Annotated in this window: 15 protein-coding genes and 1 tRNA gene; 5 read left to right on the top strand and 11 right to left on the bottom strand. The window is 45.7% G+C overall.

Going from position 1 to position 12,278, the window contains the following annotated elements:
* Nucleotides 1–131: 131 nt before the first annotated feature.
* Nucleotides 132–2,102: a bifunctional aldolase/short-chain dehydrogenase gene (locus ACMUEV_RS24680; protein ID WP_190647200.1), complete on the bottom strand. Its 1,971-nt coding sequence runs from the start codon at nucleotides 2,100–2,102 to the stop codon at nucleotides 132–134.
* A gap of 325 nt (nucleotides 2,103–2,427) precedes the next feature.
* Between ACMUEV_RS24680 and ACMUEV_RS24675 the strand changes: the two genes are divergently transcribed.
* Nucleotides 2,428–2,634, top strand: a complete 207-nt coding sequence (locus ACMUEV_RS24675) for a hypothetical protein (protein WP_017286439.1) — start codon at nucleotides 2,428–2,430, stop codon at nucleotides 2,632–2,634.
* 466 nt (nucleotides 2,635–3,100) lie between these two features.
* Here the strand turns inward: ACMUEV_RS24675 and ACMUEV_RS24670 are convergent.
* A tRNA-Val gene (locus ACMUEV_RS24670) sits at nucleotides 3,101–3,173 on the bottom strand.
* 79 nt (nucleotides 3,174–3,252) lie between these two features.
* On the opposite strand from ACMUEV_RS24670, the gene ACMUEV_RS24665 reads away from it, so the two are divergent.
* Together ACMUEV_RS24665 and mazG are read left to right on the top strand one after the other, a co-directional pair.
* A complete protein-coding gene (locus ACMUEV_RS24665; protein WP_190647203.1) occupies nucleotides 3,253–3,801 on the top strand; it encodes a metal-binding protein in 549 nt (182 codons plus the stop codon).
* Nucleotides 3,802–3,831: 30 nt separating this feature from the next.
* The gene (gene mazG / locus ACMUEV_RS24660) at nucleotides 3,832–4,641 is read left to right on the top strand and encodes a nucleoside triphosphate pyrophosphohydrolase (RefSeq protein ID WP_242044202.1); all 810 of its coding nucleotides are present in this window, start codon (nucleotides 3,832–3,834) and stop codon (nucleotides 4,639–4,641) included.
* Nucleotides 4,642–4,697: 56 nt separating this feature from the next.
* On the opposite strand, the gene ACMUEV_RS24655 is transcribed toward mazG, so the two are convergent.
* The 4 genes from ACMUEV_RS24655 to ACMUEV_RS24640 form a co-directional block, all read right to left on the bottom strand.
* Nucleotides 4,698–5,045 (bottom strand): type II toxin-antitoxin system PemK/MazF family toxin, encoded by a 348-nt coding sequence (locus tag ACMUEV_RS24655; protein ID WP_017286442.1) that lies wholly within the window; start codon nucleotides 5,043–5,045, stop codon nucleotides 4,698–4,700.
* Entirely contained in the window at nucleotides 5,042–5,287 is a 246-nt protein-coding gene (locus ACMUEV_RS24650) for a DUF2281 domain-containing protein (RefSeq protein ID WP_017286443.1), read from the bottom strand. Before ACMUEV_RS24650 ends, ACMUEV_RS24655 begins: the two co-directional genes overlap by 4 nt.
* Nucleotides 5,288–5,504: 217 nt before the next feature.
* Entirely contained in the window at nucleotides 5,505–6,278 is a 774-nt protein-coding gene (locus tag ACMUEV_RS24645; RefSeq protein WP_190647205.1) for an ABC transporter permease, read from the bottom strand.
* Nucleotides 6,279–7,187, bottom strand: a complete 909-nt coding sequence (locus tag ACMUEV_RS24640) for an ABC transporter ATP-binding protein (protein ID WP_190647207.1) — start codon at nucleotides 7,185–7,187, stop codon at nucleotides 6,279–6,281.
* A 185-nt stretch (nucleotides 7,188–7,372) separates the two neighbouring features.
* On the opposite strand from ACMUEV_RS24640, the gene ACMUEV_RS24635 reads away from it, so the two are divergent.
* The gene (locus ACMUEV_RS24635; protein WP_190647209.1) at nucleotides 7,373–7,912 is read left to right on the top strand and encodes a phycobiliprotein lyase; all 540 of its coding nucleotides are present in this window, start codon (nucleotides 7,373–7,375) and stop codon (nucleotides 7,910–7,912) included.
* A 21-nt stretch (nucleotides 7,913–7,933) separates the two neighbouring features.
* Here ACMUEV_RS24635 and ACMUEV_RS24630 read toward each other — a convergent pair whose 3' ends face one another.
* Both ACMUEV_RS24630 and ACMUEV_RS24625 read right to left on the bottom strand, forming a co-directional pair.
* Entirely contained in the window at nucleotides 7,934–8,743 is an 810-nt protein-coding gene (locus ACMUEV_RS24630) for a prohibitin family protein (RefSeq protein ID WP_190647210.1), read from the bottom strand.
* Nucleotides 8,744–8,850: 107 nt separating this feature from the next.
* Complete coding sequence (locus tag ACMUEV_RS24625; protein ID WP_190647212.1) at nucleotides 8,851–9,669, bottom strand: TlyA family RNA methyltransferase; 819 nt, start codon at nucleotides 9,667–9,669, stop codon at nucleotides 8,851–8,853.
* Nucleotides 9,670–9,792: 123 nt separating this feature from the next.
* On the opposite strand from ACMUEV_RS24625, the gene ACMUEV_RS24620 reads away from it, so the two are divergent.
* Nucleotides 9,793–10,413 carry an exopolysaccharide biosynthesis protein gene (locus ACMUEV_RS24620; RefSeq protein WP_190647214.1) on the top strand — a complete coding sequence of 207 codons (621 nt, stop codon included), beginning with the start codon at nucleotides 9,793–9,795 and terminating at the stop codon, nucleotides 10,411–10,413.
* A 61-nt stretch (nucleotides 10,414–10,474) separates the two neighbouring features.
* Here ACMUEV_RS24620 and ACMUEV_RS24615 read toward each other — a convergent pair whose 3' ends face one another.
* From ACMUEV_RS24615 to ACMUEV_RS24605, 3 genes are all read right to left on the bottom strand, one after another.
* Complete coding sequence (locus ACMUEV_RS24615) at nucleotides 10,475–10,897, bottom strand: surface-adhesin E family protein (RefSeq protein ID WP_017286450.1); 423 nt, start codon at nucleotides 10,895–10,897, stop codon at nucleotides 10,475–10,477.
* On the bottom strand, nucleotides 10,897–11,562 hold the full coding sequence (locus ACMUEV_RS24610) for a hypothetical protein (protein WP_190647216.1): 666 nt from the start codon (nucleotides 11,560–11,562) through the stop codon (nucleotides 10,897–10,899). The genes ACMUEV_RS24615 and ACMUEV_RS24610 overlap by 1 nt, the downstream gene beginning before the upstream one ends.
* A 257-nt stretch (nucleotides 11,563–11,819) precedes the next feature.
* On the bottom strand, nucleotides 11,820–12,254 hold the full coding sequence (locus tag ACMUEV_RS24605) for a CAAD domain-containing protein (protein ID WP_017286452.1): 435 nt from the start codon (nucleotides 12,252–12,254) through the stop codon (nucleotides 11,820–11,822).
* Nucleotides 12,255–12,278: the final 24 nt, after the last annotated feature.

Raw genomic sequence — 12,278 nt, 5'->3', positions numbered from 1 at the left:
GGGAGTGGGGAAAGGAATGAACTTTACGATAGAAGTTTGCTGACTTTATTTCATGAAACGGACATCTATATTTTGTGAAGGTTACGGTAAGCAAAGTTTGGAGAATGTTCTGAAACTGCTGAACGATTTCTCTAAATGACGCGATCGCTTCCCCCATCCAGTGGCACTTGTGCTCCTGTCGTTTTGGCAAAGGTTTTACCCGCCATTGCTGCAACCATGATGGCGACCTCGTGCGAGGTGATTTCAGTTTTTAGGAGATTGCGAGTTTTATAAGCGTCTACAGTGAGTCCATAACGGGCAGCTCGACTTGACAGGACTTCTTCGCTCCAAATGCTTGTATCGTATACGCAGTCAGGATGCACCATATTGACTCGAATTCCAAAGGGAGCGAGTTCTAAAGCCGCGATTCGAGCGAGTTGAGTTAGTCCAGCTTTGGCAACGGAATAGGCGGCGGCTCCGGGTCCAGGGGCAAGGACATTGCGAGTTGCGATGATCACGATCGCAGGATCAATACCCTGTTTGAGAATCGGAATGCAGGCTTGTAAAAGTTGCTGATGGCTGGTGAGATTGACCGCTAAGCTTTGTTTCCAGATATCGGCAGAGAGATCCTCAATCAGTTGACTGCTTGGGAAGATGCCTGCGTTGGAGACCAAGATATCGAGTCCACCAAAGCGACGAACTGCTTCTGTAACTGCATGATTCAAGATATGCGGTTCAGTCACATCGCCTTGAATCCCGACAAAATCTGGTTTGTTCATTTGTTCAACGATCGCAGGGTTCAGATCGAGTCCGATTACGACTGCGCCTAGCGATCGCAGATGTTCTGCACAGGCGCGACCAATGCCGCTGGCTGCTCCAGTGACAAGCGCAATTTTTCCCTGAAATTCAGGTTCAGCTTTTGCTTTTCCCAGTTTGGCTTGTTCTAATTCCCAGTACTCCATGTCGAATAGATCGTTTTCGGGTAAGGCTGTCCACCCTCCCAAAGTTTCGCCTGCCTGAATGGCTCGAATGGTGTGGTCTACAATGTCAGTCGTGATTTGAGCTGCTTTGATACTGCGGTCAAATGTGAGCGTTCCATAACCACTCCAGACTGCCCAACGTGGTGCGGGATCGAGACATGTCAAAGACCCATTGGTATGACGATCGAAGTAATTCCGATATTGTTCGGCATAGGTGTGAATGTCGGTTTCCGGGTCTGTTCCCAGGATCACTGGAATAGGTTTGGTGCGGATCACGTGATCGGGCGTGATCGGGCCTCTCGTGGCGATCGCGCTTACATTCGCCAGTTTGGAGAAGCCGACTGCTTCTACAGTTTGATTGAACTGTGCGAGCATTGGTTTGCCCTGGACTTGAGAAATGGTTTTGCGGATCGTGGCTAGCGTGATCCAATTCGGATCTGTAGTGGGGGCTGTAGCGGGTGTGCTCACGCCTTGAGCGGTGAGGTACGTCTCAGCTTGGGTGACGAGATGAATCATCTGATCGTAAGCATCGCGGGCTTTATCGGCAAAGGTAAAGATGCCGTGATGCATTAGGATCATGCCGTCATAATTGTCCCAGTTGAGGTTATGAGTGATTTCCCAAATTTTGCGGGCTAGGATAAAACCTGGCATGACGTAGGGAATGACCAAGATACGATCGCCGTACAATTCTCGAATTCGGGCTTCTCCGTTTGGGCTGTTTGTGATCGTCACAACTGCATCAGCATGGGTGTGATCGACATAAGCGAACGGGATAATGGCATGTAAGATCGCTTCGACTGAAGGAGTTGGAGCGTGGGGATTGAGCATTGCCGCTCGCTGCTGGGTCACCATTTCGGAATCGCTCAGGTGCGATCGCTCGGCTAATCGCTTTAATACCTCTAATCGAACAGGAGCAAATCCCGCTGATTCAATGGTGGCTAGATCCCAACCGCTGCCTTTGACGTAGAGAACTTCTTCTAGATCACCAAAGAAATTGGGAACCGTGACTTTAACAGAAGTGTTGCCTCCTCCGTGCAGCACCAAGTCCGGTTCTCGTCCCAGGAGTTGCGAGGTGTAGACCCGCATCGCTAATGGATCGCTGGCAAATGTCTGAGCAATGGTATCGTCCCATTGATTTTTCATAGCTCTATCGCTCCTGAGTTTTTACAGCAGGTTTTACCTGCAAGAGTTCAGGTTCTCAGCCTAAATTGAAAATGTCAATCTTCTGAAGATGGGCGATGAGGGACTCGAATCCCTGACATCCTCTTGGTCAGGAGGAATCATTTGACACTGTTGGGTTGTTAACAACATTAGAACTGCTTGAGTACTCATCTGCCTAAATCGTTTCTCTACTGGGATGAAACCTGGCGCTACGATCGCAGTTAATTTTGATGAATTGCAACCGATTGAGGCTCACCTTTAAGAGAGACTGATCGATATGACCTATCCTCTATTGAATGAATGACCTATGAATATAGAAAACGATTCTAGCGATCTTGTTGCTGATATTCTGGAACGCTTTCAAACTCTGATCAATGAAAACCTCAGCGAAGATGAGATTGAAGCTCGCCTCAAAACGGATTTTACAGAGGAAGAGCAAAAGATTATTAGTGAGACTTTTTTGAGCCTGCTCGAAGCAGGGGAGACCGAGCGCCACTTTCCATTAGATGGCTGAAGGGATAGAAGTAATATCGCGAAATTCGATTCCTACTTTGAGTCTTGCTGCTTTTGCATGAGGATCTCACTCAGAATTGCCTGAATTGACAGCACACAGAATGAGTTGGCAGAAAAAATCGTTGCTGACCTATGTGCACAGATGCAAGTCATATCACAAGGCAACGCCTTGCTCTCCCCGGTTTGGGATTCTATTCCCTTTACTATGGTTTTTGTCTCAATATCATGTAGGTAGGCACTGTAGCCACCTAATCAATCCAAAAATCTTCCCAATTTCTTAAATGAGCCTATAGGAACGGATAATATTTTGGCACTATTTTATTTTAACAGGAAATAATGACCAGTTGTAAGCGAGTTTTAGTGGGAATCGATTTTTATTAACACACGCCCCAACTTCTCCAAAACCAATCGCTTCCTTTATCTTGGTTATCTTTGGAGACGGTGAATCTTACAACCTTCAAACATGATGGGCGATGAGGGGCTCGAACCCCCGACATCCTCCTTGTAAGGGAGGCGCTCTACCAACTGAGCTAATCGCCCGCGCGTTGCGTGCTTAATTAATATAACAGATAATTCAAAATCTATTACGATTTTATCCAGATTTCTTTTTTGATTTGCGATGCCTTCTGGTCGGACACATGACAGCATTACTTTATGGAGCTTACCGATCGTGGCAGGAATCACGTTCGGATTAACTCAAAGCGGCAATCTGACGCTGCTCGTTTCCGGGGGATTTCTCTTTGCAGGGTTGATGTTTGGCCCAGATTTGGATATTTACTCGCAGCAGTATAAACGTTGGGGCATTCTGAGATGGATTTGGTTGCCTTATCGGCGGGGATTGCGTCATCGATCGCTGATTTCACATGGGGCAATTGTTGGGACAATTGGGCGAATTCTGTATCTCAGCGTTTGGATTGTCTTATTTGTGAGCGTCGGAATTGTTTTGAGTGCGATCGTACAACAGTTCTTTGGGGCGATTCCCAATTGGCAAAATACAGTTCAGGTTTCGATGAGCACTGTGATGCAGCAGAGTGTGAGTTTTATTCAACGCGCCCCGATCGAATGTCTCGCGTTAGGGATTGGATTAGAACTGGGGGCAATGAGTCACAGTTTGAGTGATTGGATTGGGTCTCGGATCAAACGCTGGAACAAGCGACGAAAGCGCTAAAGTGATTGAGTGAAAAATCTGGGAAGCCCTATGAATTCTTCAATGTCTGAAACGCTAGAAGCCTTGCAAAAGCTGATCGAAGTCGTTGCCCAATTACGAAATCCAGAAGGCGGATGTCCCTGGGATTTGGCACAAACGCCGCAATCCTTGATTCCGTATGTGATTGAAGAGGCGTATGAAGTGGTCGATGCGTTGCGGAGTGGAGATGAAGCTGCAATCGCAGATGAACTGGGTGATCTCTTACTGCAAGTCGTTCTCCAGGCGCAAGTCGCACAAGATCAACAGCAGTTTGATTTAGCGATCGTGGCAAGAAACATTACCGAAAAACTGATTCGTCGTCATCCGCATGTGTTTGACAATTTAGCAGTCGAGAGTGTGGATGAGGTGCATCAAAATTGGGAGAAAATTAAAGCAACAGAAGCTCTCAGCGAGACAAAGTTAAGCGATCAGTTGAGAAAATATGCGCGATCTCTGCCACCTTTAGTCGCTGGCATGAAGATTTCTAAGAAGGCGGCGAAGGCTGGATTTGAATGGGAATCGATGGATGGCGTTTGGGAAAAGTTTCAAGAAGAATTAGCAGAATTTCAACACGCGCTCCAGTATGAGAGTAAAGAAAATCAGCAGGCAGAACTGGGCGATCTGTTGTTTACCGTGATTAATTTGGCGCGATGGGCGAATCTCGATCCAGATGCCGCCCTTCAGGGGACAAACGATCGATTTATTCAGCGCTTGGTGCAGATGGAAGGGGTCGTCGATCGACCTTTATCAGAGTATTCGCTGGATGAATTAGAACAGTTCTGGCAGCAGGCAAAAGCGAAATTGGCAAAAAAAGAAAGCTAAGCTTTGGCAGTCTTAGATCTTGCTTGGGAAGGAAATATAATAGATGCCTGGAAATTCTATAAACCTAGACAATATCGAACTGTAGCTTCAATTTGCTGCATTTTTTCGGTAGAGAGTTGTCCAGATGATTCAGGCGGGAATCGGGTTGGATCAATCGATCTCATTTGAAAGCAAAGAAAAACTGTTTCTAGAGGAAGTCCGCTTTCTGCTGAGGAAACACGAACATTTGTTGGATAATCACGGCGAACATTTTCTCCTTTTGTTCCAACTACGACTGTCGCAACAAGATTTGCCTGATTAATCGCATTGATCGATAAAACGAGAACAGGACGCTTACCCGATTGCTCTCTTCCTTTTACGGGATTGAGATCGACAAAATAAATTTGCCCTCGCTGGATACTCATGAATCTGCAAGACCATCCATTTCGGTCACTGCAAATTCTGTATTGATTGCAGCAAGCTCGGTCTGAATGTCTGGGTCATCTGCCATTGCAGTAATTTCTTGATCCCAAACTGAGCGCTGTAATACTTTCTGAGCGCGTTGCATCAGAAAATCAACGAAGTCCTCGACTTCAACCAGTTTCTCTTGGGGAAGTTGGCGAATTTTTTCTAGTAATTGCTGCTCAGATTCTGCAAGCTTATCCATCTTTGCTTCATCGCCTTGAAGATATGACAATTGTATCCCGGAAACAAGAACTGGAATTATGGGTATTGCTCCTGGTTCTCGAATGGGTGGTGAGAATGCGCTGCTGATTCGTGGTTTCTAAAGAAGTGCAATCAAAACTGATGCACCACCTATTATTCTGTTAACCAATCCTGATGTTTGAACTAATGAAATTAATAGTGCAAAATCTTTAAGTTGGTTAATACCCACTAAGTCTGCCGCGGCGTTTGGTTTCGCGTTCTGACCAGCGAAAGAGAGTAATACCAATCACAAAATAAATGAGTCCATTGATCAAAGCGATCGCGAAAGTTCCCCAATTCAATCCTGCTTGCCGCGCCATCATATCCCGCATCAAACCTGCACCTGTGGTCATCGGAATCAAATAGCCTAAAATCTTTTGCGCTCCTGCCCAAGTTTCAGTAGGAATTGTCAACACGAAGAGCAATGAGAAATTGAAAATGCCTGCAATCTGCTGAACTGTTTTGAAAATCAGTGCCAAACTTCCGATCGCAAATGCTAATCCACATGCACCGAGAATCACAGTGATTAATGGCAGAATCAACGCTGCTGAGAATGATAGCCATCGTCCCGTGAGTGCCATGATGATGAAAAGGACGATCGTAATGACACCGCATTGAAGTAACAGATCTGAAACTGCTCTGAGCAACAGGATCTTCGTGATATTGAACGGCGAGATGAATAGCTGCTCTAAGGTTCCGACTTGGGCTTCGCGCTGTAACGTTGCATTGATACCATTCATGATGAAAATGACCAGCGACCACAAGGTATAGCCGACAATTACAGCATCTAAGCGATCTCCGAATCGAAATCCTGATCCTGCAATGTATCCAACACTGAGGAAAAGCCCGTAGAAGGTAATACTGAGTGCGATGACTCCGCCTAGAACTTCATGAGCATAGCGCTTGTACTGAATCCAACTCCATTTGAGTTGTGCAACAAATAATTCCAGCATTTATTTCTTTACCAATTTCAAGAACACATCTGCGAGGTTGGCTTGATCTTTTTCGATTCGCACGATCGCGCTTGGTTTTAAAATCTCTAAGCCTTGATACAGCAAGTCGATTTGCCGGATATAAATCGTTTTTCCTTCAATCACGGCATCGATCGCGGCTAATTTACTTCTGCAATCAGGGTCTAATTCCTGCTCTAATTCAATTCGATACGAGTCGCCAGAAAACTTTTGAATCAAAGTTTCTGTGCGTTCTTGAGCGACAATTTCACCCTGCTTAATAATTGCAACTCGATTGGATAATTCTTCTGCAATGTCTAGCTGGTGTGTAGTGAGGAGAATGGCTCGACCCTCTCCAGCGATTTCTCTGACCAATCGTTTTACAGTTTGAGTTGCTTCAATATCGAGTCCTAATGTTGGTTCGTCGAGAAGAAGTAATTGTGGCTCATGAATTAGCGCAACTGCGATTGCTAATTTTTGCTGCATACCGCGTGAGAGATTTTGCACGATCGTCGATCGCTTATGCATCAGTTCAAATCGCTCGAGCAAAACTTTCGCCCGTTGTCGTGCCACATAGCCGCTTAATCCGCGCAGCACTCCAAAATATTCCAGATTTTCTTCAGGAGTTAAGCGCCAATAGACATTGCGATTGCCTTCGAGTACGGCTCCGACTGACTTTAGCGCGATCGACTGCTGGTGGGGATTCCGTCCTGCAATTTTGACTTGTCCTCGATCGGGCAAAACTAACCCAGCAATCATCTTGATTGTTGTAGTTTTGCCCGCACCATTTGCTCCCAAAAATGCCAGCACTTCATGGCTTTCGATTCCAAAAGATACATTTCGTACCGCTTCGACTGTCTTGCCTCCGCTGCGGTAGGTTTTCTGTAACTGGTCAACTTCTAAAACTTGCATCAATGTTCAATCGAAATGGCTCTGTGACTATGATGACAGATTCAATCTTCTGTCTTTGGTTTGTTTTTCTATAAGGCAATCCCAATTATATTAATATTTGTGAAATGGTATTGTCTAAATTCCACAAAAATGGTCTAGATTCTTGGCTGATACCGTGTTGTTCATTTCACAAAGGAGCAGTTTTTGTGACTGTGGAGCTACTACTCTCTTCTCAGGCTGATGATCAGTTGATTTCAGCTTTTTTCCGACAATCTCAGGGGCAATGGCGATCGGAGCGACGATATTACACGTTGCCCGCTGGCGAAGTCAAAGAAATTAATAGCTTGCTGACGATCCGTTTTTTAGAACAGGGCGATCTTGAACTGATAGAACTTGCCCGCCTGCATGGACTGACCGATGAAACCGCGATGACGTGCGGCGCGGCGGTGAGTTGGGAAAGCGAAAATAGCGCTTCAGGACGTGTAGAGTCCAAAGGCTCGACCCTGTTTGGGGTGATTGGCTCGGTGTTGTATCGCGATCGCGGTTTTGCCACGTCTAAGCCGATTACGGCTGGATTTTACTTCACGAATCCAGATACGCTTTGTCTGAGAACAGAGTACAAAGGCTCTGTGTTTGAAGAAGAACTCAAACTGGTGGGCGACAAATACCGCACCCGACAGACCATCATTTCACGCGCAGGCGAACAACTGATGATTGGTCAATATCTGGAAAAACGTCTCGCTTAAGTCATGAAGCGCCTGTGCGAATTAGGGCTGAAGGAGTACAGGCGCTTTTTGATCTCCTCCGACAATAATCACTTTCGAGTTTTGCGAAGTGGCTAATTGCTGCATAGCTTCGATTTGCTTAAAGCGCAACGCTTGTTCACTTAATCCCTGCGACAAAATTCGTTGTGCATCCGCATTTCCCTGTGCTTCAATGCGTTTACGATCGGCTTCCTGCCGCTCCCGCTCCAAGACGAATTTCATTCGTTGTGCGTCTTGTTCTGCTTTCAGTTTTTCTTGTACTGATTTCTCTACGCTGTCTGGCAGTTTCACATTGCGGATCAGTGCATCTTCGATAATGATGCCGCGATCGCTCAACGCTTTGTTGAGATTCTCCCGAAGTTGTTGCGCTAAGGCTTGGCGATCGCTGGTGTAAATCGTTTTCGATTCAAAATTTGCGGTTGCACTCCGCATCAGCGATCGTACTTGGGGGACAAGCACGATTTCTTCATAGTTCATGCCGACCGTTTGATAAAGCTGTTTTGCTTTTGCTGGATCAATTCGATACAAAACACTAATATCGACATTCAGCATTAAGCCTTCTTTTGTAGGCGTTTGTAATGTCTCTTTGAATTCGCGGGTTTGAGTCGAAAAAGTAACCATACGAGCCGTTGGACTCTTGAGGTGAACTCCTGGTGTAAGCGGCTGTTCTGAGACTTGACCATAAAAATCAACGATGCCAATTTCTCCAGTTTGAATCACCGTGATAGAACGCAGAATTGTGATCAATCCACCGATGCCAAGGAGCGCAGCAATAACAATCAACGGAATCCTCGATCGAAGATTCAAACTCATAGATTGCATAATTTCTTACCTTTTGATTGAGATGGAGTTAAAGTACCCAAATCACTCGTCTTGCAATGGGATACAAGAGAGAGCGAATACTTTCCCAACCTCAAAGGTTAAGAATCGGATAAGGTTTTCTGCGCGAGTTGTGTGAGTTGTTTAACCTGGTCAAATTCAGGTGCATTCGTTGTAGTTTCAGACTGTAACCAGAGAAGAAATTCAATATTTCCAGCAGGCCCTAATAGTGGCGACCAAGTTAATCCTTGATAGTGCCAGCCCAAGGATGTCGCAGATTCTAAAACTTGCGCGATCGCACTGGCTTGATCTTTGAAATCTCGCACGACACCTTTTTTACCAATGCGGTCTTTTCCTACTTCAAACTGGGGTTTCACGAGCAACACTAATTCTCTTGGAACTTGTAATAATTCCCACAATGCGGGCAGAATTTTTGTTAGCGAAATAAACGAAACGTCAACCACAGCTAAATCAGGAATTGGCTGATCTGCTTGATATAATTCCTCAGCTTTTAGATGTCGAATGTTTGTTCTTTCTCGTAAAATCACGCGCGGATCTTGACGCAAGCTCCATGCCACTTGTCCGTATCCAACATCAATTCCATACACCAATTTTGCGCCGGATTGTAATAGGCAATCTGTGAAGCCCCCGGTTGAAATTCCGCCGTCCAAACAGACTCGATCGCTGACGTTAATCTGAAATTCTTCGAGCGCTTTGATCAGTTTTTCTCCTCCGCGTGAGACGAAACGCGATCGCGCTTTTACCTCAATTTCAGCATTGACTTCAACTTCCGTTCCCGGTTTATCAATCAATTGCTGATTCACGCGCACTTCCCCAGCTTGAATTAATCGCTGAGCCTGCTGGCGCGACGTACACAACGCACGATCGACAAGTAACGTATCCAGTCGTTGTTTAGACATTTCAAATCTTGAGCAAGCAATGTCTGCTCATTATTACGCAATCCGGGGGACGTCACACATCCGACAAACCTATTTAATGTCAGGAAAGTAATGTTGAAGAAAATCGCTTGAGCCAATTTCCGTATGAGACTAGCCACTCGACGTTCCGAACTCCATACGTCAAAACTCTTGCAAGACTTTCTGCGACAACATGATGGCGAAACCATTCGGTTAGGCGAGCTGATTCGAGGATTGGGTAAGCGATCGTTTGGACCGACACTCTTGATCTGTGCTTTACCTGAAGCCTTACCGTTACCGATCGCGGGAGTCTCTGCCTTTATCGGGATGCCCTTGGTTTTGGTTTCGCTTCAGTTAATGCTGGGCTATACAACCCCGTGGTTTCCGAAATGGATTGCGAATCGATCGATAAAACGAAAAGACTTTGAGAAAGGTGTAAACATTGTTTTACGTTATCTGGCTCGATTCGAGAAAATCATTCGTCCAAGATGGAAATTGATCACAACTCCGATCGCAGAGCGGTTATTATCAATTCTCTTCTTTCTACTGGCTTGCGTGATTGTTCTGCCGATTCCATTTGGAAATTTTTTACCAGCGATTGCGCTAGTCATTATCAGCCTAGGACTGATTGAGGGCGATGGTTTAGTGATTGTCGTTGGAATTATTACTGCTTGTCTTGTGCTGGCAGTTATGGCAGGTGCGATCGTCGCTTTCTTTTCCTGGAGCATGACCGTGATCAAGCTCTGAATTCAATACTCAAAGAACTCCGAAGTCTAAACCCCGGAGTTCTCAGCACTGTAGCTAGGATCTAGGTTTTCTGTGCATTGCAGACGTAATTCATCACTGTATGAGCACTACTTCCCGCCCTTGGCTGAAACATCATTCCAGCTTCGCCATAATCAAACTTCTGAATCAGTTTGCGATTCTTCGTATAGGCATTCACCTTGCGTAACCGTTGCGCCTTCGCTCCACAATCTAACGACCAGCGAACTACTGCGCCGTGCACCGGCTGATCGACCTTCGTATCCAAAAACGCATTATTCGGCTCAGGAAATTCTCGATACTCCCAATACCAAACGATATTGCCATTGCGCTGAATCGTGCTGGTATCGACGAAAAACCGATCTTTTGCTTCGTTTTCTGTCACTTTTGTCCATTCCGCAGCACTTGCTGCTGGAGCGATCGCTGCACAAATTAAGCCAGCGATCGCCAAATTCAAAACAGCTTTCATTATCTTTGACTCGGTTGTTCAGTAATCGGGCTATTGGGGTTGCTCCCGCGTGTGGGTAGCGTAAGATTGCGAATCGCTTGTAAGGCAGATTGATCTCTCGGACGCTCATCTAATGCGCGCTGAAAATAGAGCCGTGCCGTCTTCTGATCTTTGCGCTGCGCTGCCTCAATCCCGGCTGCCATATAGCGATCGTAAAACGTCTTGGCAGTGGGTTTTCCAGGCTCCGTCACCTGATATGCTTTCACAACTTTCTGGACATAGGGAGCCGTTTCACGCGCATTGAACTTCGTTGGGTCGCCCGTCATCCACCAAGCTGCCAGGCGTTGCACCGCAGTCGTCTCATTCGTGTCTCTTGCGTATTGTTTAACCGCATCGCGCATGACACAAGTGACAATCGAACGTGCTGCTGCTGCATTGGCTTGAAACTCAGTCGGAGATAACTCTTTTCCTCCACATTGTTTTGACCAACGTGTGACATTTTCAGGTTTCACCTGCCAATCACTGTACAGACCTGTTACAGGTTTTTCTGGCTTAGAAGCTTGGCGCATGGCTTCAACAAGCCGAACAATCTGAGCATCCGTCATCTGAGCCGAGACAGGTGCAGCGATCAGACTTAGTGCAACGATAAAGCTTGATCGCGCTACAAGTTGCTTACAAAATTGCATAACCGCCTTTAAAGTTTTGCATTAAATGGAAATTAGGATCTGAGGACTATTTTGGTTGGATTAAAGTGCCACCCTGCGACAAACCGTATTTTACTTGAAGATCAGAAAATGAATCAGAATTTCAGCTTCAAAAAACTATGGAGGAATGGTGGAAAAAGATCAAGCGTGCGCTTAACAATTGCTTAAGTTTATGCATTACAAAAAAAAGGAGAGAATCAATTTCCCTCCTTTTTCATAGTTTGTCCGAATCGCCGTTTTTACTTGTTCACGTGACCCACGACTTGATCTTTCAACTTGTTGAACTCCTCGCCCAACTCACTCCGATTCGAGGCTTTGAGCAAATAGCGATAAATGAACCAAACGCTATATCCTAAGCCGATTAATTCAAACGTCGGCTCCAACAAAGGCACTTCATTAATTGCCCCAAGCAGTGCAAGCGTTAATTTCACAGACACGATCGAACCAAAAATCAAACCTGCAACCACGAGGGGTTTGCGTTGTTCTGAGAAAAACTTACCCAACAATTCTGGCAGAGTTGACAAAACCGTATAAGTTTTGTCTGCGATCTCGCGCCATTGCTCAGAGGATACACCAGATGACACAGGCGCTAGAGTTCCAGCCTCATCCATTTTGATTTTTGTTGGTGTTTCGACAGCGGTGGGGGTTTCCATTTCTTTCACTTCAGGTTCCATACTAAATTCCTTGGAAACAATAAC

Origin of the sequence: Leptolyngbya sp. FACHB-1624, assembly GCF_047649235.1 — a bacterium.
GTDB lineage: Bacteria > Cyanobacteriota > Cyanobacteriia > Leptolyngbyales > Leptolyngbyaceae > Leptolyngbya > Leptolyngbya boryana.
The sequence above is the reverse complement of the archived record's forward strand: the minus strand, read 5'-3'. Positions and strand labels throughout refer to the sequence as shown.